The following is a 19438-nucleotide window of genomic DNA, read 5'->3' on the forward strand; positions in this document are numbered from 1 at the left end:
TAACATGAGTAAGATCGCCGTGCTTTTGACCGATTTCTTCGAGGACGTGGAATATACTGAGCCAGCGGCAGCCTACAAAGAAGCCGGTCATCAAGTTACTGTAATTGAAAAGGAAAAAGGAAAGACTGTAGTTGGTAAACACGGTCATAAGGTACCAGTTGACGCGAGCATCGATGATGTTCGCCCAGACGATTTTGATGCCTTACTGATTCCAGGGGGCTTTTCTCCGGATTTGCTGCGTGACGATGACCGCTTCGTCAATTTTGCGAAACGGTTCATGGATGATCGCAAGCCCGTTTTCGCCATCTGCCATGGCCCCCAGCTGTTGATTACAGCAGAAACGCTCAAAGGTCGTGCCGCAACCGGGTACAAGTCGATTCAGGTCGATCTCAAAAACGCCGGTGCCAACTTCCGCGATGAAGAGGTCGTCGTGTGCGGCAACCAGTTGGTCACAAGTCGGACGCCAGACGATATTCCGGCATTCATCCGGGAGTCGAAGAAACTTTTGTAATTTTGTTGTGAGCATGGACTAGAGCAGAATCAGTTCGACGAGGAGGCTATTCACTTGTCTCAGTTGTCATTGAAGGGTAAACGTGTGGTCATTGTCGGCGGCACGTCAGGAATCGGCCTAGCCACGGCCAAGGCGTTTATCGACGAAGAAGCTCATGTGACGATTGCCAGCCGTTCGGCTGGAAAACTCGCGGAGGCTCAGCAAGTTCTTGGCGCAGATGTGCAGGGGCATGAACTCGACTTTCGCAGTCAAGAAAAGGCAGCCGACTTTTTCAAACAGGTCGGGAAATTCGATCACCTGGTGGTAACGGCCGGAGAAGGTGCCATGGGCCACTTCAGCGACCTGGCTGTAGACGACGCGAGACGGGCGTTTGACAGCAAGTTCTGGGGTCAGTACGTCACCGTGCTTGCGGCCATTCCATATCTCGATCACGCTAGTTCTATTACGTTGACCTCCGGCGTTTACGGAGTTCGTCCGCCAAAAGGCGCCTCGACGCTCGCGGCCATCAACTCGGCAGTTGACGGACTGGTGCGTGGCTTGGCTGTCGATCTCGCTCCGATCCGGGTGAACGTCGTCTCCCCGGGAATCGTGGACACGCCAGTGTACGCTGGTATGCCAAGTGAAGATCGGCAACAGATGTTCTCCGGCATCGCACAGCAGTTGCCTGTCGGCAAAATTGCCACACCGGCTGACATTGCAGAAACGTACGTCTATCTGGCGAAGAATGAGTTCACGACCGGATCGGTAGTACTCATCGACGGTGGAGCTCACTTGGTGTAAATCGTGTTTGCGTTGTGATCGACCGCCACGCTGTTTTGTGGCGGTCGATTTGTTTTAGTACGCCGGGGATGAGTAGGGCGGGGGTGAAGGTCCCGGCCGATCCGGTGCGCTCGCACCCCAAAACGCCCACTTACCGACATCTACTGGATTGCATCTATCAATATCCTCTTGAAATGCTCCGCCGCCTTTGAAATTTTCCTCCCTTTGGGCCAAATGATGGCTGTATCAGAGGTCATCTGCGGCACGATTTCCGCGTACGACAACGTTCCTTTTGGTCTTAGCTGAACAGCCAACTTTGGAACGATGGCAATGCCTACCCCAGAATCAACGAGAGTTAGAAGGGTGGCGACATCGGGGCTCTCGCAGATGATTTCCGGGTTAAACCCAAAGTTTTGGCACATCTCCGTAAACATGCCGAACAACCCGCGACTACCCTGACCATGTAACGCCATGAGCGGATGACCTTTGAGTTCATGAATCGAGATCGTTTCGTTGGTGAGTACACCCCAGTCAGGTGGTTGAACGGCAACCAGTGGTTCCGCGCTTAATCGAATCATTTCAATGTCATCTGATTCTATTGGTAGTCGGGTGATGCCGAGATCGATCAACCGATTCCGCAACAGTTCCTCGACTTGGGGAGAATCTCCTTCCCAAAGCCGGAAAGTTACTTGAGGGAATGCGGTCTGAAAGATCTGTATCGGTTTTGGAAGGTACGATACACAGGACATGACTGTACCGATAGAGAGTTTTCCGCGAACACCCATTCCCAATTCTTTGATCTCGGTCACAAGTCCGTCGACTGAATTGAGTATTTCCTTTGCGCGATAATAGAACGTCCAACCAGCTTGAGTTGGTTCAACTCGGCTGTTATTCCTATCCAGCAACTGAACACCGAGTTCGTGTTCCAGAGCCTTTAACTGTAAGCTGAGCGGAGGTTGTGCCATGTGCAGTCGTTGAGCGGCCCGTGTGATCTGCCCCTCGTCAACGATGGTGACAAAGTACAGCAGTTTCTTCAAGTCCACGAAGGTCACCTCTGGTTTATTTGAAAAAAGTATTTACATTATACATTATATATATTTTACATATGAACGACGCTGGTGTTTACTTAACTTTGTACTTTACGGATAGGTCGTATTCGCAAAAGAGATCCTTCGGCAAGCGAAGGTGGATAACCCAAGTTTCGCACTCGCGGATGGAGAAGGACGTATGGATCTGTCGTCTGAGCAGTGGGCCTTCGGTAGAAATACCGGAGGTTTTTCGGCGTACGGGGCTATTTTCGTCCGTGAAACTTGTAGTACGGGGAACTCCGGCAGACCATGATTCCTTAAACTGCGAGGCTTGAGTTATTCAACATAAACAAGGTAGGTGGAGAAGGTTTGCTTGTACAAAGCGTAAAAGAATTTCCGAGACACGTTTCACTGGGGAGCGTATCGAGCGGACTCATCGCGTGGTTGTTTGGGGTCACGGGCCCACTTTTAATTGTTCTTCAATCAGCGACGGAAGGACATTTGTCCTCAATGCAGGTCACATCCTGGATATTTGGGATTTATGTCATCCCTGGTCTCTTAACACTGCTTCAAGCGTTAGTTTTCCGTCAGCCAATCGGCTATGCTTTTTCTATTCCGGGGGCCGTGTTGGTCGGGGGAACACTCGTCCATCACTCAATGTCTCAACTCATCGGCGCCTATATTGTAACGGGGGCCATTATCCTCCTGTTGGGCGTCACTGGTGTCGTGGCGAAGGTGATGAAAGTTCTCCCCATGCCTGTCATGATGGGCATGGTTTCAGGGGTTCTCTTACCGTTTGGTGTGGGTCTGTTTCATGCGGTTCTGAACGATCCGGTGGTAAACGGTATTCCTTTGGTTGTGTTCTTGTTGTTGTCATTCGTGCCGGGGCTGGCAAAGAAATTCCCACCCATTCTCGGGGCCATTATTGCTACGGCCATCACTTTGTGCCTGTCCCACGCTGTTCATCTACACGGTGTTTCGGTTGGGATCGCCGTGCCGCATGTTTACACACCGGCTTGGAATATGGCGACAATGGGTCAACTTGTGCTGCCGCTGGTCCTGACGGTCGTGGCCATTCAAAACGCCCAAGGTATTGCGGTGCTCGAAAGTGAGCAATATCAGCCGCCAATTAACTCGATGACGAGGTGGAGCGGCATCGGTTCCGTCATCACGGGATTTTTTGGCGCCCATACGTCATGTATCGCGGGACCTATGACGGCTTTGTTAGCGAGTGAGGAGTCCGGGCCAAAGGATTCGAAATACACGGCTGCTGTCACGCTCGGCATTTTATCTATTCTGTTCGGGCTGTTTGCTCCGCTTGCCGCATCCATTCCCAATATGATTCCTACATCGACCATTTCCATGCTGGGCGGTATTGCAATGATCAGTGTCCTCACGGATTCACTGCATATGAGCTTTTCCGGTAAATTTAAGAAGAGCGCTCTATTTTCATTTCTGATCACGGTCTCTGGGATCACGATACTGCACATCGGTGCCCCGTTCTGGGGACTGGTTGGCGGGACGTGCGTCTCGTATGTGCTGGAGAAGGGTGATTATAAACGAGAAGAAGTAAGAGACCAAAGAGCGGCATAATTAGACTTATCCAGCTATTTCAGATAGTATCAGTGGGTTCGTTGCATGGCATGTGTCTTCTGTCAATTGCAATTGGGCATTCCATTGTCATCGATTGGGACACTGATCGGGACACTATCAGCAGTAGAACGTTATCCCGAAGTGACCTGGAGGTACGCCGAATATGACCAAGGAAGCAATATTTTCTGTCCAGAATCCTCAGATGCTCCTTCCATTTTTACTGGAGAGTATGCCGAATAAAGGTCGCAATAAAGTGAAGTCGATGCTGACGCGTGGGCAAGTGATGGTCGATGGGCGGATCGTCACACGTCACGATCACGCCCTTCGCCCCAACCAAACGGTCAAGATTCTCGCTACGGTGGGGACACCAGGTGAGGACATGCACGGCATCCGCATCCTCTTTGAAGATGAGCATTTGATTGTCGTCGATAAACCACCAGGCCTTCTGTCCATCGCCACGGACCAAGAGCGCGACAGAACGGCTTACCACATTATCACCAACCACGTTCGCGAGTCCGCAAAAGGGGGGCGAATATTCATTGTCCACCGTCTGGACAGGGAGACGTCGGGTGTCATGATGTTTGCCAAGAGTGAGTCCGTTCAGCAATCCCTACAGGAGACCTGGCATGACAGCGTCCTGGAGCGCGCTTATGTCGTTGTTGTCGAGGGCACTCTCTCTAAGGCCGAAGGAACCATTGAAACGTGGCTGAAAGAGAGTAGCACGAGGACGATGTTTGTCAGTCGACCCGGAGACGGGGTTAAGGCTGTGACGAACTATAAAGTCCTGAGTACCAGTGGCGAGTATTCGCTCCTTGAAGTGCACTTGGAAACCGGCAGAAAGAATCAAATTCGGGTTCACATGCAAAGCATTGGTCACCCCGTCATCGGGGACAGGCGGTATGGATCGAAGAAAAACCCCATTGGCCGGCTGGGTCTACATGCGCGTCTCCTGTCTTTTCGCCACCCGGTAACGCAAGAGTTATTGACTTTCGAGACGGCGATACCGTCGTCCTTCCGTAAGCTATTCGCGGGTGAGAGCCAGAGCCGACATTGACTTGACGGGGGAATTTGTCGAATCTGATCGAACTATTTTTCGTCTGCATAGGATGAAAATATGTGGTAATAATCCCCTTAGGATTCAAGAAGGGGTGTCGATTTTGGACCACGTTCATCTCGCTAGGGCATTGTTCGGTTCTACGCTGGGATTTCACATTATTTATGCCACACTCGGCGTGGGAATTCCGTTTATGGTAACAGTGGCTGAAGTCACGTATGCCTTGACCGGCGATACAGATTATGCCGTTATGGCAAAGCGGTGGACACGAGGATTCACAGTGCTGCTCGCCGTAAGTATCACGACGGGTACGACGGTGGCGTTACAGCTAAGTCTATTGTGGCCGAAATTTATGCAACTCGTCGGGCAGATTATTGCGCTTCCGTTTCTGATAGAGATTTTTGCGTTCTTTATGGAAGCACTATTTATGTCTATCTACGTTTACGCAGCCGACAGAATTCCACGTCGTTGGCGCATAGTAAGTGTATTGTTGGTTGCCATTGGTGCAGCCGCTTCGGCATTGCTCATTACGGATGCGAATGCCTTCATGAATGCTCCACAAGGGTTTCGCATTGAGAATGGAAGGGCGGTGGACGTACACCCCTGGCAAGCCGTCCTGAATCCTTCGTTACCCACCTCAGATTTTCATGTGTTAATGACCGCGTACATGGCAGTCCCGTTTGTCCTAGCGGCTGTGGCGGCATACGGTCTGTTGAAAAAGTCTCATACGGATCGTGAGCGTCAGCACCAGTACAAAGCATTGATGTTGTCCTTAGCGCTTGGTGGCACGTTTGGGCTCGTGGCCGCCATTAGTGGTGATATGTCTGGTAAGTATCTTGCTGGCCATCAACCTGAGAAACTTGCGGTGGCAGAAGGCTTATTTAAGACACAAGCGCATGCACCGCTGGTCATTGGCGGGTGGGTCAGTCCGTCTAGGCAAGACGTGATCGGCGGAATTAAGGTGCCCGATATGTTAAGTTGGCTGGCGACAGACCGCCTGGATGGCGTTGTCAAGGGCTTAAATGATTTTCCTCGCGACACTTGGCCGCCACTGTTTCTCCATCTCTTTTTTGACGGCATGGTGGGGATTGGGACAGCGCTCATCTTCTTCGCCATATTTGCGTGGGCAGTAAAGCGGATCCGGCGACACGAGAAGTATCCGTTTCCTAGATGGATTCTGGGAATAGCGGTCATTTGCGGTCCCCTGGCGATGGTAGCCATTGAGCTCGGTTGGATTTACGCATGCATCGGGCGACAACCGTGGATTATATACCACGTCATGCGAACTTCCGACGCCGTTACATCTGCGCCATATGTGGGATGGATGTTTGTGCTTTTCCTAATACTCTATGCCATCCTCGCCGTTGGCAGTATTACCGTGTTGCGGTTTTACTTCGCTCGACATCCTCTGGAGGACGATATTGATCCAGATACAGCAAAACCGAGAAGGGTGGTTTGGTTGCCATGAGTGCGGCACTATGGGGGATCACGTTGTTGTGGGCAATCGTTTACATCTACGGTATCGCAGGCTCCGTGGATTTTGGTGCGGGTTTTTGGTCGATGGTGTTTTACAGGGACCGCGATGTACGCGCATCCACCATCGCAAATCGGTATTTGTCACCGCTATGGGAAGTGACGAATGTCTTTCTCGTATTATTTGATGTTGCGCTTGTTGGATTGTTTCCCACTGCCGTGCTGGTACTGGGGAATATTCTCCTTGTGCCAGGAGGATTGATACTCATCTTCTTGACCATTCGGACGGTGTTCATGGTGTACGCCCACACCATAGATGAATATCAGCGGCCGCTGAGAATTGTTTCGGGGGTAACTGGTCTGGTGATTCCAGCATTGATTATGACGATTTTCCCCATCTCCGAAGGAGGGAACTTCCTCGTCAACGTTGGGGGACGCCTAACGCTTTCCCCGTCGCTCTTTCTTCAAACACCAGCGCTGTATTTCTATATCTTGCTGGGCATTTCCAGTGAGTTGTTCCTCTCGGCATTGATTCTTGGCGACTACGCACTTGTGGGCAAGGATGCAACGGCATACCGCGTGTATCGCAAACATGCGCTATGGCTCGGACCACTCAACATGGCTGTCGCCCTCCTCACGGCACTGAGTATTGCGCGCCCTGCTGCTTGGTTGGAAAGGAATATGGTTGCACACTGGCCTTGGTTTGTGGCGTCCGGGTGTCTGTTTATTATCGGCTACGCACTAATGGTCACGAGCGGCACTGACTTAAATCGCCGATTCAGGTGGGCGTCGGTGGCCATCGTTGCTCAGTACGGCTGTGCCATGATGGGATACGGACTAGCCCATCTCCCATATTTGGTTTATCCCGCTGTGACTATTAACGAAAGCTTTACAAACTCGGCAATGTTCCGTGCGGTTATTGTGGTTCTTATTTTGGGGTTGGCTGTGTTGTTCCCAGGATTCGTTTGGTTTTGGCGGGTCTTCCTAGCGAACAGACCATACGCGACAAAGCCATGACGGGGAACAACTGAGGAGAATAACCCTGTCCTCGTACACATATGTTTCAACCAGTAAATCATGCGGAGGACGAGGAATGTGCTGTCGCAAACGAGATCGATCCTGGTGTTGTCAATCGCAACTTGTATGGCCTTGCTGGTTATTTGGGTGAGACTTCGATCCGCAAAAAAACCGACGTCGTCATTCAAACTTATCATGCCTTCGATTGCAATGAGTACGGGGTTTATCATGTTTGCCAACCCATTGATGCGAGTCCCTTGGCTGTACGGTTTAGAAGCATTCATTGTCGGAACGATTCTGTCTTACCCTTTGATGGTCACGTCGCACATGTATACATCTGGGAATTCTGTATACCTTAAGCGTTCAAAGGGATTTATCTTGGTTATGTTGGTTTTGCTTGCACTGCGTACTGCGCTGCACGGGATAATCGATCAATATCTAACCGTCGCACAAACCAGTGCCATCTTTTTTATCTTGGCGTTTGGGATGTTACTCCCGTGGCGTATTGCGATGTATTATGAGTATCGCAAAATCACCAAGGAAAAGTCTTTATCGATCCGCCGCAAAACAGCCATGTAATCTATACAAGCAACATATTGTAATGACAATTATTCACCGTGGGTTAGAGCGAGGAGCGTACAAGATATGAATGAAATGATTGCGCAAACACCGAATCCACCATATTACGCGGTTATTTTTACATCTACTCCAACAGCCAATCAGAACGGCTATCGTGATATGGCGCACGAATTGATGAAACTCGTACAAGACCAGCCTGGTTTTCTAGGAGCTGAAAGTGTCGAGAATGGGCTTGGAATCATCGTGTCTTACTGGGACTCGCTTGACGCCATCCGGAACTGGAAGAACGATGAGCGGCACAGTACCGCTCAAGCAAAGGGGAAGACGGATTGGTACAAAGCGTGCAGAACCCGCATCTGTAGGGTCGAGCATGACTATGGTTATGAGCATTAACCACTCCCCCGAAGAACTCTCCATTAACTATATATAGGGATGCTACGGCTACTGTCCCCACGACTTGTACACTTTTCTCCTTACTACGAAATCAAGCATCCTACATTGGATCTGCGAAAACTGGGCATGATACTAGCGGAGGTGATAGCATGTTTGACGCAAATCAGGAGACCGTTCAGCGAGATCACCAACACGAGTATCATGTCATGAACAGTGAAAGTTCAGAAGAGCAAATCCGATATAAATGTGTCTTTTGTGGACACATGATAAATCAAGAGGACATAGAAAAGGGCACAACCATAAATTGACGCGTCAACGTCCTAGCGTCACCATCAGAAATGGGGCCACGACTGTGTACATACGCCATCTCCAATATGCAGAAGGGGCTGCCCGAAAGGACAGCCCCTCTTCACCTTCCATTTATGTTCGGTGATCACGGTCGATTGCCTTCAACCAAACTGCCAAACACTTTGACTGAGGTTTCCATACCGATAGCTCCGATGCAATAGCTGGGCAGTTTGAACGGAATCAGCTGCGCCCATTGCGTAGAACAATGGAACAAAATGCTCATTTCCGTGGGGAGGAACGGCCAACGCTGCGTTTGGCGCAAGCGTTTCGTACTGAAAGAGGGAATTTAGATCCCAACGCTTCAGATGTTCCTCCAACCAATTGTCGAATTCCTGTGCCCATGGTGTAATCCGAATGCCATCCGCCTGCCAATCGACGGCACGTAAGTTATGTACGGTGCCGCCGCTCCCGATAATCAAGACGTCCTTTTCCCGCAGCGCTGATAACGCTTTGCCGATATTGTACTGTTGTTCAGGCGAAAGCCGTGGATTAACAGACATTGACATCACGGGAACATCAGCATTCGGATACAGCAACCGAAGGACAACCCATGCACCATGGTCCAGGCCCCGCTTCGTTTCTGTCTCATATGGAATCCCGTGCTGTTGAAACAAACCCTCAATTTCCTGCGTGATGGCCTTTTCTCCCTTGGCCGGATACTTGATTTGATAAAGCGCGTCCGGGAAGCCGCCGAAGTCATAAATTGTGTCGTAGTTTTCCACATCAGAAACTTGCTGTTGTGAAGCGACCCAGTGCGCAGAAAACACGACAACTGCTTTCGGACGAGGAATCGTATTGCCTAGATTGCTCAGAAACTGAGTGTATTCGTTGTTTTCAATGGCCAGTAGCGGTGCTCCATGGGCAATAAACAAAGACGGAGTCATTCGATTGGTCTCCCCTTACTTATCTTGTCCGTTCTTGATCATTTTCGCGACATTGACGACACGACGAGCTTGGTGCTGAATTGCAGCGATAGAAGCATCAGATACGCTGCCATCTTCTACGGCTGTCACACTCACACCGTAAGGATTTCCTCCGGCAGCGAACAGAGATTGATCCGTGTACCCAGGTGCCACAACGATGGCCCCCCAGTGATACATACTTGTATACAGGGACAGAATCGTGGCTTCCTGGCCACCGTGCGGGTTTTGTGCGCTGGCCATTGCACTGACAACCTTATTCACTGTTTTGCCTTGTGCCCAGAGACCACCCATTGTATCGAGGAACTGTTTCATTTGTGACGGTACGTTACCAAATCTCGTGGGAACGCTGAAAATAATTGCATCAGCCCACTCCAGATCAGCCGCTGTAGCGGTTGGTACGTCTTTTGTCGCTTCATAATGTGCTTTCCAGCCGGCGTTGGAAGCGATGGCTTCTTCCGGCGCGAGTTCAGGTACTTTCAACACGCGTACTTCAGAACCCAATTCCTTTGCCGCGTCGGCTGCTGCTTGTGCCATTTTGTAGTTTGTTCCGGTGGAGCTGTAGTAAACCACAGCGAGATTTACGTTTTTCATAGATGATTTCCCTCCGTCTAGTTGTGCGTCGTAAAAGCAGAATTAAGCGATGGTCATCTTACCGACTGTAACTAGATTACTATTGGTAAGTTAACGCGAGTCAAATGTACTATAGTGACTTATTATTTGTCAACCACGGTGTTATAATGAGTATAGGAACGGAGATGAATCTCATGGACGAAACGAAGATGTGTCCCAAATTTGAAAGTGCGTTCGAATTATTGGGCAAACGTTGGAACGGACTTATTATTCGTGCGATGCTTTGGGGAAAAAATCGGTTTTCCGACATATCGGAAATGATTCCTCAAATGAGCGATAGAATGCTTGTGGAACGACTTAAGGAAATGGAAGCCGCCGGGATCGTCAAACGAGAAGTGTATCCAGACACTCCGGTCAGGATTGAATATATGCTCACAGAAAAGGGACGTGATCTGGAGGCGGTCATGGACCAAGTGCAAGATTGGGCGAATAAGTGGATTCAAAAGTAACGGCGCCCTGATGCGATAATCAGGGGGCCGAGATATCACCGGCTCTTTGCCACCGTTTGAATACCTAAGATTCCAAACAGAAATATCTTAATTTTGCGCTAACTGATTAGCCCCGCATAATACGATACAAGAAGTGGGAGGGACGAGGTGATGCGGGTCACTCGCACGACGGATTACGATTTAGTCGCAAGGTTAAACAGGCCGATACATGACTTACATAGAACTTTGTATCCAGAGTACTTCAAAGAGTACGTCTTTGATGATATGCGGGACGCGTTCAAACGACTGATGACGAACGACAACTCTGTGTTCCTGTTACTGGAGGATGACAACGAAGCTCTGGGTTATGCATGGATAGAAGTTCGGACGTATCCAGATAATGCATTCAGAAAGGAATACAGGTCAGTCTACGTCCATCAGATCAGTATCGTCGAGAATCAAAAACGACGTGGGCATGGCTCGTATCTGATGGAGCACATCTATGACATAGCCAAACGCGAAGGAATCCACCGGGTTGAATTGGATTATTGGGCGAGAAATGAGGCTGCCAAGGCGTTTTATGAGAAACACGGCTTTGTGAGTTACCGTGACTTTGTTCACAAGGAACTCTAAGCCGCCTTGTTTTGTCGAAACGGTGAGTTCACGAAATCGGCATCTGTCCTAGGGAAGGACAATATGAAATATAAGAGAAATCTTTTCGTCATACAAGGAGGAGTCATGATGAGTGTAAAGCAAGCACTACAGGACTTGGAAAAAAAGATGAGCGAGGATAATTCACACATTCAGAGCCTCAATGGCGTACTTCAATTCGATATAACAGGGGACGAGTCGGAGACCTTTCAGGTCGAATTCGATAGTGGGACGGTCAAGTTGAAGACGGATGAGTTGACCAATCCACTGTGTACCCTCGTGACCTCGGGAGATAACCTTGTAAAACTGATTCGTGGACAACTGAACGCGACGACAGCCGTATTTACGGGGAAACTGAAAGTAAAAGGCGATCTCGGTTTCGCCATGAAGATTCAATCCATTCTCCCAAAATACGCATCATAGGCCAAGCGGTAGCCGAGGCACGACCGGTTACCGCCCCACCCCAAAATCCGATATACTGTATGAAGTAAATTCCGTTTTACATACCGGTTTACTCGGATGTTGACTGGAAGATTTGATGTGGAGCTACAAGGAGGATCACAATGGACAAAGTACTGATTTTCGGGCATAAGAATCCGGATACGGATTCCATCAGCTCGGCCATCGTTTACGCAGAACTGAAGAGCAAGCTGGGTGCAAATGTGGAGCCTGTTCGCTTGGGTGAAGTCAATGCAGAAACGCAATTCGTCTTGGACCATTTCCAGGTGAAAGCACCACGTTTGGCGGAAACCGTTGCGAATGAAGCAAAAGAAGTGATCCTCGTCGATCACAACGAGCGCCAGCAGAGCGCCAGCGACATTGAGCAGGTTCAGGTGATCGAAGTGATTGATCACCACCGGATCGCGAATTTTGAGACGAGCAATCCCCTCTATTATCGCGCAGAGCCTGTCGGCTGCACGGCGACCATTTTGCTGAAAATGTTCAAGGAACGGAATGTGAGCATTCGCAAGGAGATCGCGGGTCTCATGCTGTCGGCCATCATCTCCGACACACTTCTTCTCAAGTCGCCGACTTGTACGGACGAGGATGTACAGGCTGCACGGGAGTTGGCGGACATTGCGGGTGTAAACCTGGACGAGTACGGCTTGGCCATGCTTAAAGCTGGTGCGGATTTGAGCGACAAGAGCGTTTCGCAGCTCATCTCTATCGATGCCAAGGAATTTTCGATGGGGGATTACAAGGTCGAGATCGCACAGGTCAATGCAGTGGACGTAAACGATGTGCTCTCGCGTCAAGGTGAAGTGGAATCGGTGCTTGCGAACGTCATCAATGAGAAGAAACTCGATTTGTTTCTGTTTGTTGTGACGGACATTCTCAATAACGATTCTGTTGCCATCGCATTCGGGCGCGGCGCTAAGGCTGTAGAAAAGGCGTACAATGTCACACTCGTAGACAACAAGACCGTTTTGAAGGGTGTCGTCTCACGGAAGAAGCAAATTGTCCCTGTTTTGACGGATACCCTGTCAAGTATGACGCTGTAAATTGCACGATCATATCTAAATAGCATGTCAGACCACGCCTTCTACGCGTGCACGGTCTGAGAAGCTCCAACGAAACCCGTACCAATATGGTGCGGGTCTTTTGGGTTGTCCTATATTGTTCAAATCTCACGCCCGAATTGACCGTTTTGCGGGGCTCCACTCATGTACAATAGGTCGGTCGGATGTATGATTCGGCGATTTTACCCTTGAAAGTAGTAGCGGGATATGCTGTTCGGCACAACATTTACCGTTGAAATAGAGTGATTGGAGGGACACCCATGTTTACACATAGATTGCGTCTTGGTGTCGCCATGGCATCTGGATTAGCTATGATAGCCCTCGTTTCGGGATGCCAAAGCTCACATAAAGAGCAAGTTCCCCAGGCTCCGGCAACCGTTCCGAAAGGAACGTTGACGGCTGTAACGAGCGATGCCGCCTTTGTTTATCTCGACGGGAAGTGGGAGGTCTTAGCAGGCGGTGGGCCGAATGACCAGCCATCCGATCCGCTGAAGACAATCGATTTCTCCCCAAAAGGGACGTTGACAGCGACCACGGTCGGAAGCAACGATGACGCGTTGACAGGAAACTCCGTGGGATTGTGGCTGTACGACAAAGGTTGGCAACAAGTTACCCCAAATGGGGACAAGACGGTCGCCGTATACGGCTGGTCACCGTCAAATGTCCTGTACGCCATTCCGGACGACGGTCAAACAAAGGGAATTTGGTATCAATCGAACGGAAAATGGCAGGTTGTGAACGGCAGTGCTTCGTTTGGGTTTATCAACTCGATTCAGTGGTCGCCCACTGGAATCATGACCATCGTGGCCGAAGCATCAGACGGCTCTTCAAGTGTCTGGCAGTATGTGAACGGGAAGTGGGATCGCTTGGACTATTCGAGCGTTCCATTTGCGGCGGATGGACTTCAGGTCGAGTGGTCACCATCGGGTGTTCTCACTCTAGCGACGAGTGCGCATGGTGTTTGGCAGTACGTTGGCGGATCGTGGAGTCAGCCCGGGGGAGTGAACAGCCCAATTGGCAATGTTACGCAACTCGCTTGGTCACCGCAAGGTGAGCTCCTTATTTCAGGCGACTCGAAGAAGGCCTTAGGTCTTTGGCAGTTACAGAACACCGGGTGGTCGCGAGTGGGTGGTGCGGACGCACCGTTCGCCAAGGATGGTATCCGTCAGTTCGGGTGGTCACCGACTGGAACGCTCACGGTCAGCGACTCGACGAACGGTAAAATCTATCAGATGGAGTCCGGAAAATGGACAGCTGTCTGGAACAATACACCGTCGGACAGTCACAGTGTGATTCCGATCACGTTTGGTTGGTCCCCATCGGGTTTGCTGACATGCAACGGCGGATTTCTCGGTGGCATCTGGCAATATCAAAGCGGGACTTGGAATGAAGTCGGAGGGGACAACTCACCGCTGAAAAACCAAGCGGCTGCGCCATTTGCGTGGTCAAAGTAGCTCTTGACCGGCTGAGGAGTTAGGGTCCTGGCTCGGGAAGGTAGTAATTGCCTGAGGCGCCGGCAACGATTATCGTTGCTGGCGCCCCAAAATGGTATTGGCTCGTCTCGGCTTGACCGGTTGCACGGTGCAAATAACGGGTTTTTCCCTCTTGTCTGTCATTTTGTTAACGTGAGTTACCATCCGTGCCGAGTTAACTAGCTATCATCGCGTCGTCACTTGCCATATCTTTCAGTGGATCGTACTGTTGGAGTCATATGTAGTCAGCAGCAACTCTATAACGGGTGCTAGACTCAATAACGTATCGGTGTTCATTCCGTTTTACCCCACCCTATACAATATATGACAGGTATGACAATTATACTGTAACACGCGCTTGAAAAATTGGAAGTATGATCAGACACGATGTGCGGCTAAAAGGGCTTTAATGGCGATGATGGTTGGGTCGAGGCCGCCAGTCAGAACAAGCTCTGATATGAGGCGCCGAAGGGGTTCGTCGTCTTGTTGATGCAATGCATCGATCACATCGGAGAGGCTTTCCTCGATTTGTCTTAGGACATCATCTGATACATGCGACCCTTCGGCCAATTGCTCCAGCATCGAACGGTCGATTTGTATAGGATAGAGGCTGTTTCGGGGGTTTTGCGTGACTTGAAACACGTTGTCCAATCTCTTAGTATCAATGACTAAGTCCATCCCTTGGCTCGTCAATTTAACCCACGAGTACTGTCTTCCAACGGGACGACCACACCGTATGTACCCCTTATCTTCAAGGAAGTCTACAAACACGCTGGTTTCCTCTACATCGACGTGGAGGACCTTTGCCACTTCTTCAGGCACCAGAATATGTTCGTCTAAACGGCTCTTTCGACTGAGTCTATATAGTTCCACCAGCAAAGTGCGGGAGCCTTTCTCAAGTTCCAATATGGTGCTCACCCTCTTCTCGTGCCTTGGTACATTAAAAGTTCGCCTTCTCATCTGGGTTTTTCGTGGGTCGAAGAGAAGTAGGTTCCGATGGAGAGATCGTATGCCGTTTTCAGTACGGGAAGGTGGTCATCGCCGCCGATCCAAACGGTCCAGAGTCATCCCACGGACGTAAACCGGAAACCATCTACGAATGTTGTGCGGAAAAGAAATGCCGAATCGCGCATGCGCGAACGGGGGACGAACTTTTGGGGTGAATGGATGTACTCCTAGGCTACTTCCAGCCGAACCCGTCAACTAACCTCGTAGGCTTGGAAGGATGGTAAAGTTGAACAAAGCTTCTCTATCTCTACTGGCTACACTAGGCATCTCCGCATTATCCTTTAGCCCCAGCACGGTTTTTGCCAGCACGACACACATGGTGCAATCCGGGGACACATTGTGGGGTATCGCGCGCAGCACTCACACAACGGTTCAAAAACTGCGCTCACTCAATCATCTTCACTCCAGTCTCATTTACAAAGGTGAACGGCTGCAGCTTCCAGGGTCGGGATCGACAAAGATGACAGTCAAGGCTGTCGCCGCAAGAAAAACAGCACCAGTAACAAGCGGTGTTCCCAAGCAATTGATCCCCGTATATCAGGCGGCAGGTCGCAAGTACCACGTGTCTTGGCAGGTTCTCGCCGCAATTCATAAGCTGGAAAGTAACTTCAGCACGTCGGGCCATTTGAAGAATGCGGAAGGTGCAACAGGTCCAATGCAATTCATGCCCTCCACATTTTCCAAATATGGAGTCGCGGCGCCCGGGCACCGCGTACCAAGTATCTATAACGTAGATGATGCAATTTATACCGCTGCTCACATGCTTGCCGCGGACCACTACTCGAGCAGCCCGAAGACAGCAATTTATCACTACAACCACTCGATCAGCTATGAAAATCAAGTCATGCGGCTAGCGGGTGTCTGAAGCGCGTCATCCCCGTCGATTCGGGGATGGCCCTTTGTTGGAATTCGAAAAGTCTTCTTCGACCCCCAAAAAGGGAAATAGAATTGCGAAGATTATGGCATACAAGGCAAAGAGTCCATAAGAACGAACAACTGCATACCGTAATTCGCGAGTTCCGAAAGGAAGCGGAGGAACCAACTCATTGGGGTGAATCCAGTTTTCAAGACTGGTAGGGAAATCTCTTATTCCCGAATCCGACAGCTAACTTCGTCAGCGTATAAGAGAGGGTGTGTTGTATCATGACCGCCTATGTTTTTGTAAAATCCGCTCCCCCGTAGGAATATTCTTACGGGGGATTTTTGATGGCGGACAAACAATGAAATGGGGAGTGGCCATGTATAATCGGATTCTTGTACCTATTGAGGATTTGGACACAGTCGATACCGTCATGCCTGCGGTTCAATCTATAAGCGGGAAACAAACGGGTTGTCGCGTAACACTACTTCACGTTGTCAAGCCTGTATACAATTTGGGTGTCGGCCCAGGCTATGTTGTCGATGTGGGTGACGTCGAAGAACGATTGGATGAGGAAGGCCAACAAATCTTGGAGGCTGCTCGCCATAAGTTTTTGGCGTCTGGTCTCGACGCGAAAATAGTTCTTACATCGGGAGAGCCGGCCCACGAAATCTGCCGATATGCAGATGACGATGATACGGATCTCATTATTGTCGGGTGTAAGGATAAGGGACTTCTCGAGAAACTCCTTATTGGCAGCGTCAGTCAAAAAGTCACGCAGGACGCGCCAAGCAATGTACTCGTCGTGAAGTAAACCGGCTAACGAAAATTCTGGTGGTTGATTTGTTGGCGGTTTGTTGCTATCGTCACCTTGTAAAAAGAATAGCGCTCGTATAATCGCGGGAATATGGCCCGCAAGTTTCTACCAGGCAACCGTAAATTGCCTGACTACGGGTGGAAGCGCATCTAGGGTTCCGTCACGCGACACGTGTTTGTGTGAGCTGGTCCGAGCGATGCGAACGCAAACTGCGTGCGTTACACCATAGGGATAAAAGCCCAGATGGACAGGTTTCACTTGGATACGAGTATCCAGGGAATCTGTCTATCTGGGCTTTATTTGCATTTGAAAGGAGTTGATCGTGGATGGAATGGCTCCAAGATTACATTCGCAGGGAAGGTAAAGTCCTATCGGATCGCGTTTTAAAAGTGAACTCGTTCCTCAACCATCAAGTCGATCCGACATTAGTCATGAAACTCGGTCAGAGCATTGGCGAGCGTTTCAAAGATGAAGGTGTAACAAAGGTCGTCACCATCGAAGCCAGTGGCATTCATATCGCGTTTGCCGCAGCACTGGCACTCGGGGTTCCGTTTCTCTATGCAAAGAAGACGAAAGCCATCACACAATCGGGTGATGTGTATTCGGCATCCGTGTATTCCTTTACGAGACAGCAAACGTACGAGATCACCGTTTCCAAGGAGTTTTTGTCGAGTGACGACAGAGTGCTCATCGTCGATGACATCCTTGCGGAAGGTGCTGGTGTTCGAGGACTGCGGGAAATCATCGAAGCGGCCGGAGCTACCTTGGTGGGGGTCAGCGTCGTCGTAGAAAAGAGTTTTCAGAGTGGCCGCAAATCCTTGGACGATGCAGGTGTCCCTGTCTATGCGCTCGCGCGGATTGGTCGCATGTCGCCCACAGTTGGAATTGAGTTTCTATAAGGTCAGCCTTATTTTGAAGGAGGAACGGTGTTGTTAAACAAACGAGGAGTCTTTGCGTTAGGACTGCAACACGTCTTGGCTATGTATGCGGGCTCGATGATAGTCCCTCTCATTATTGGTGGCGCCCTGAAACTGAGCGGAGCACAAATGGCCTACTTAATTGCAGCCGACATGTTTACGTGTGGAATCGCGACGCTGTTGCAGGTCGTAGGCACCCGCTTTGTCGGCATTCAACTGCCAGTTGTCCTCGGATGTACGTTTACTGCAGTGGGACCGATCATCGCCATTGGCCACACGACCAATTTGCCGACCGTCTTTGGAAGCATCATCATTGCTGGCATCTTGGTGTTTCTGGCAGCGCCTGTGTTTGGCAAGCTGCTTGCCTTCTTCCCCCCAATTGTAACGGGGTCTGTCGTCACCATCATCGGCCTATCTCTGATTCCGGTAGCAATGAACGACGCGGCAGGTGGTACAGGCAGCCCGGATTTTGGACAGCCGCGCAATTTGCTATTAGCCCTTGGTACACTTGTTCTCATCATTCTGATCAACCGGTTTTTCCATGGATTCATTCGCTCTATTTCCGTTCTCGTAGGACTTGTCGCGGGCACGGTTGCAGCATACTGCCTCGGTATGGTGAATTTCAGCTCGGTGGCGTCTGCGTCATGGGTGAATATCGTTCACCCTCTGTACTTCGGTCGGCCACAGTTTAGTTTACCTGCTGTGATTACGATGTTCATTGTGTGCGTTGTGAGCATGGTGGAGTCGACCGGTGTATATTATGCCCTAAGCAAAATTACGGACAGGGAAATCACAGACAAAGACATTGTCAAGGGCTTGCGGGCTGAAGGCATCGCCATTGTACTCGGGGGGCTATTCAACACATTCCCGTACACCACGTTCTCTCAGAACGTCGGCCTTGTGTCGATGACCCGAGTGAAGAATCGCAGTGTGATCGTCGCTGCTGGAATCATTCTCCTTGTCTTAGGTTTGCTGCCGAAAGTTGCTGCACTGGTTACGGTCATCCCGTCGGCTGTCCTCGGTGGGGCTATGATCGCCATGTTTGGCATGGTCGTCGCATACGGCATGAATATGCTCGGGAACGTGGATCTGAGAAGAAATGAGAATCTATTGATCATTGCATGCAGTATCTCCGTGGGGCTTGGTTCAGCAGTCGTCCCACAGATGTTCGCTCACCTCCCAAATACGTTAAATATGCTCCTCCAGAGCGGGATCGTCCCCGGGGCCGTCACAGCAGTCGCCATGAATCTCTTCATGAATCATTTCGGAACGGCGGAGCTATCACGAACTGAGAAGGTAGTTTCGTCCGTCTCGTGAAAGAATACGTGGTAGAATAAGCCCGTCACGATAATGTGGCGGGCTTATTTTTTATAGATTCGGGGACGGAAAATCACCCAACATAACGAAAAACTGTCAACTTAAGGACCCGATCACGCTTGCGTATCACGCCCAAGAATC

Annotated in this window: 22 protein-coding genes and 3 riboswitches; of the genes, 18 read left to right on the forward strand and 4 right to left on the reverse strand. The window is 50.2% G+C overall.

Annotated elements, in window-relative coordinates; genetic code table 11:
• Positions 1-4: 4 nt before the first annotated feature.
• Together NZD86_RS03275 and NZD86_RS03280 are read left to right on the forward strand one after the other, a co-directional pair.
• Positions 5-511 carry a type 1 glutamine amidotransferase domain-containing protein gene (locus NZD86_RS03275; RefSeq protein ID WP_268045067.1) on the forward strand — a complete coding sequence of 169 codons (507 nt, stop codon included), beginning with the start codon at positions 5-7 and terminating at the stop codon, positions 509-511.
• Between the two features lie 54 nt (positions 512-565).
• Positions 566-1291, forward strand: a complete 726-nt coding sequence (locus tag NZD86_RS03280; RefSeq protein ID WP_268045068.1) for an SDR family oxidoreductase — start codon at positions 566-568, stop codon at positions 1289-1291.
• Positions 1292-1431: 140 nt separating this feature from the next.
• Here the strand turns inward: NZD86_RS03280 and NZD86_RS03285 are convergent, their stop codons facing one another.
• A complete protein-coding gene (locus NZD86_RS03285; protein WP_268045069.1) occupies positions 1432-2313 on the reverse strand; it encodes a LysR family transcriptional regulator in 882 nt (293 codons plus the stop codon).
• Positions 2314-2667: 354 nt separating this feature from the next.
• Between NZD86_RS03285 and NZD86_RS03290 the strand changes: the two genes are divergently transcribed.
• The 7 genes from NZD86_RS03290 (at position 2668) to NZD86_RS03320 (ending at position 8715) form a co-directional block, all read left to right on the forward strand.
• Positions 2668-3891 carry a benzoate/H(+) symporter BenE family transporter gene (locus tag NZD86_RS03290; protein ID WP_268045070.1) on the forward strand — a complete coding sequence of 408 codons (1224 nt, stop codon included), beginning with the start codon at positions 2668-2670 and terminating at the stop codon, positions 3889-3891.
• Between the two features lie 163 nt (positions 3892-4054).
• The gene (locus tag NZD86_RS03295) at positions 4055-4945 is read left to right on the forward strand and encodes an RluA family pseudouridine synthase (protein WP_268045071.1); all 891 of its coding nucleotides are present in this window, start codon (positions 4055-4057) and stop codon (positions 4943-4945) included.
• A gap of 103 nt (positions 4946-5048) precedes the next feature.
• Positions 5049-6413, forward strand: coding sequence for a cytochrome ubiquinol oxidase subunit I (locus NZD86_RS03300; RefSeq protein WP_268045072.1), 1365 nt, complete (start codon positions 5049-5051; stop codon positions 6411-6413).
• A complete protein-coding gene (locus NZD86_RS03305; RefSeq protein WP_268045073.1) occupies positions 6410-7435 on the forward strand; it encodes a cytochrome d ubiquinol oxidase subunit II in 1026 nt (341 codons plus the stop codon). The genes NZD86_RS03300 and NZD86_RS03305 overlap by 4 nt, the downstream gene beginning before the upstream one ends.
• Before the next feature lie 78 nt (positions 7436-7513).
• Complete coding sequence (locus tag NZD86_RS03310; RefSeq protein ID WP_268045074.1) at positions 7514-8014, forward strand: CcdC family protein; 501 nt, start codon at positions 7514-7516, stop codon at positions 8012-8014.
• Between the two features lie 66 nt (positions 8015-8080).
• Positions 8081-8407, forward strand: a complete 327-nt coding sequence (locus tag NZD86_RS03315; protein ID WP_268045075.1) for an antibiotic biosynthesis monooxygenase family protein — start codon at positions 8081-8083, stop codon at positions 8405-8407.
• Positions 8408-8556: 149 nt separating this feature from the next.
• Complete coding sequence (locus NZD86_RS03320) at positions 8557-8715, forward strand: hypothetical protein (RefSeq protein WP_268045076.1); 159 nt, start codon at positions 8557-8559, stop codon at positions 8713-8715.
• Between the two features lie 141 nt (positions 8716-8856).
• Here the strand turns inward: NZD86_RS03320 and NZD86_RS03325 are convergent, their stop codons facing one another.
• Both NZD86_RS03325 and wrbA read right to left on the reverse strand, forming a co-directional pair.
• Positions 8857-9639 carry a DODA-type extradiol aromatic ring-opening family dioxygenase gene (locus NZD86_RS03325; RefSeq protein ID WP_268045077.1) on the reverse strand — a complete coding sequence of 261 codons (783 nt, stop codon included), beginning with the start codon at positions 9637-9639 and terminating at the stop codon, positions 8857-8859.
• A gap of 15 nt (positions 9640-9654) precedes the next feature.
• Positions 9655-10269, reverse strand: coding sequence for an NAD(P)H:quinone oxidoreductase (gene wrbA, locus NZD86_RS03330; RefSeq protein WP_268045078.1), 615 nt, complete (start codon positions 10267-10269; stop codon positions 9655-9657).
• A 146-nt stretch (positions 10270-10415) separates the two neighbouring features.
• Between wrbA and NZD86_RS03335 the strand changes: the two genes are divergently transcribed.
• The 5 genes from NZD86_RS03335 (at position 10416) to NZD86_RS03355 (ending at position 14361) form a co-directional block, all read left to right on the forward strand.
• Positions 10416-10757: a winged helix-turn-helix transcriptional regulator gene (locus NZD86_RS03335; RefSeq protein WP_407655209.1), complete on the forward strand. Its 342-nt coding sequence runs from the start codon at positions 10416-10418 to the stop codon at positions 10755-10757.
• A gap of 150 nt (positions 10758-10907) precedes the next feature.
• Positions 10908-11369 carry a GNAT family N-acetyltransferase gene (locus tag NZD86_RS03340; protein ID WP_268045079.1) on the forward strand — a complete coding sequence of 154 codons (462 nt, stop codon included), beginning with the start codon at positions 10908-10910 and terminating at the stop codon, positions 11367-11369.
• Between the two features lie 108 nt (positions 11370-11477).
• Positions 11478-11810: an SCP2 sterol-binding domain-containing protein gene (locus NZD86_RS03345; protein ID WP_268045080.1), complete on the forward strand. Its 333-nt coding sequence runs from the start codon at positions 11478-11480 to the stop codon at positions 11808-11810.
• Between the two features lie 140 nt (positions 11811-11950).
• Positions 11951-12889, forward strand: a complete 939-nt coding sequence (locus NZD86_RS03350) for a manganese-dependent inorganic pyrophosphatase (RefSeq protein WP_268045081.1) — start codon at positions 11951-11953, stop codon at positions 12887-12889.
• Positions 12890-13167: 278 nt separating this feature from the next.
• Complete coding sequence (locus NZD86_RS03355; RefSeq protein ID WP_268045082.1) at positions 13168-14361, forward strand: WD40 repeat domain-containing protein; 1194 nt, start codon at positions 13168-13170, stop codon at positions 14359-14361.
• A 396-nt stretch (positions 14362-14757) separates the two neighbouring features.
• Here NZD86_RS03355 and NZD86_RS03360 read toward each other — a convergent pair whose 3' ends face one another.
• Positions 14758-15297, reverse strand: a complete 540-nt coding sequence (locus NZD86_RS03360; protein WP_268045083.1) for a hypothetical protein — start codon at positions 15295-15297, stop codon at positions 14758-14760.
• Between the two features lie 190 nt (positions 15298-15487).
• Positions 15488-15612: riboswitch (cyclic di-AMP (ydaO/yuaA leader) on the forward strand.
• Position 15613: 1 nt separating this feature from the next.
• Here NZD86_RS03360 and NZD86_RS03365 point away from each other — a divergent pair.
• From NZD86_RS03365 to NZD86_RS03380, 4 genes are all read left to right on the forward strand, one after another.
• Positions 15614-16252 (forward strand): LysM peptidoglycan-binding domain-containing protein, encoded by a 639-nt coding sequence (locus tag NZD86_RS03365; protein ID WP_268045084.1) that lies wholly within the window; start codon positions 15614-15616, stop codon positions 16250-16252.
• Positions 16253-16388: 136 nt separating this feature from the next.
• A riboswitch (cyclic di-AMP (ydaO/yuaA leader) is annotated at positions 16389-16522 on the forward strand.
• Positions 16523-16607: 85 nt separating this feature from the next.
• Positions 16608-17060, forward strand: coding sequence for a universal stress protein (locus NZD86_RS03370; RefSeq protein ID WP_268045086.1), 453 nt, complete (start codon positions 16608-16610; stop codon positions 17058-17060).
• Between the two features lie 55 nt (positions 17061-17115).
• A riboswitch (purine riboswitch) is annotated at positions 17116-17217 on the forward strand.
• A gap of 172 nt (positions 17218-17389) precedes the next feature.
• Complete coding sequence (locus tag NZD86_RS03375; RefSeq protein WP_268045087.1) at positions 17390-17962, forward strand: xanthine phosphoribosyltransferase; 573 nt, start codon at positions 17390-17392, stop codon at positions 17960-17962.
• Positions 17963-17992: 30 nt separating this feature from the next.
• Complete coding sequence (locus tag NZD86_RS03380; RefSeq protein WP_268045088.1) at positions 17993-19297, forward strand: nucleobase:cation symporter-2 family protein; 1305 nt, start codon at positions 17993-17995, stop codon at positions 19295-19297.
• Positions 19298-19438: the final 141 nt, after the last annotated feature.

It is taken from the genome of Alicyclobacillus dauci, from assembly GCF_026651605.1.
GTDB lineage: Bacteria > Bacillota > Bacilli > Alicyclobacillales > Alicyclobacillaceae > Alicyclobacillus > Alicyclobacillus dauci.

Excerpts from the sequence above, each read along its gene's own strand:
- NZD86_RS03275 (WP_268045067.1), top strand. The coding sequence starts at position 5 with ATGAGTAAGATCGCCGTGCTTTTGACCGATTTCTTCGAGGACGTGGAA.
- NZD86_RS03295 (WP_268045071.1), top strand. The coding sequence starts at position 4,055 with ATGACCAAGGAAGCAATATTTTCTGTCCAGAATCCTCAGATGCTCCTT.
- NZD86_RS03305 (WP_268045073.1), top strand. The coding sequence starts at position 6,410 with ATGAGTGCGGCACTATGGGGGATCACGTTGTTGTGGGCAATCGTTTAC.
- NZD86_RS03315 (WP_268045075.1), top strand. The coding sequence starts at position 8,081 with ATGAATGAAATGATTGCGCAAACACCGAATCCACCATATTACGCGGTT.
- NZD86_RS03320 (WP_268045076.1), top strand. The coding sequence starts at position 8,557 with ATGTTTGACGCAAATCAGGAGACCGTTCAGCGAGATCACCAACACGAG.
- NZD86_RS03325 (WP_268045077.1), bottom strand. The coding sequence starts at position 9,639 with ATGACTCCGTCTTTGTTTATTGCCCATGGAGCACCGCTACTGGCCATT.
- wrbA (WP_268045078.1), bottom strand. The coding sequence starts at position 10,269 with ATGAAAAACGTAAATCTCGCTGTGGTTTACTACAGCTCCACCGGAACA.
- NZD86_RS03335 (WP_407655209.1), top strand. The coding sequence starts at position 10,416 with ATGAGTATAGGAACGGAGATGAATCTCATGGACGAAACGAAGATGTGT.
- NZD86_RS03340 (WP_268045079.1), top strand. The coding sequence starts at position 10,908 with ATGCGGGTCACTCGCACGACGGATTACGATTTAGTCGCAAGGTTAAAC.
- NZD86_RS03345 (WP_268045080.1), top strand. The coding sequence starts at position 11,478 with ATGAGTGTAAAGCAAGCACTACAGGACTTGGAAAAAAAGATGAGCGAG.
- NZD86_RS03350 (WP_268045081.1), top strand. The coding sequence starts at position 11,951 with ATGGACAAAGTACTGATTTTCGGGCATAAGAATCCGGATACGGATTCC.
- NZD86_RS03355 (WP_268045082.1), top strand. The coding sequence starts at position 13,168 with ATGTTTACACATAGATTGCGTCTTGGTGTCGCCATGGCATCTGGATTA.
- NZD86_RS03370 (WP_268045086.1), top strand. The coding sequence starts at position 16,608 with ATGAAATGGGGAGTGGCCATGTATAATCGGATTCTTGTACCTATTGAG.
- NZD86_RS03375 (WP_268045087.1), top strand. The coding sequence starts at position 17,390 with ATGGAATGGCTCCAAGATTACATTCGCAGGGAAGGTAAAGTCCTATCG.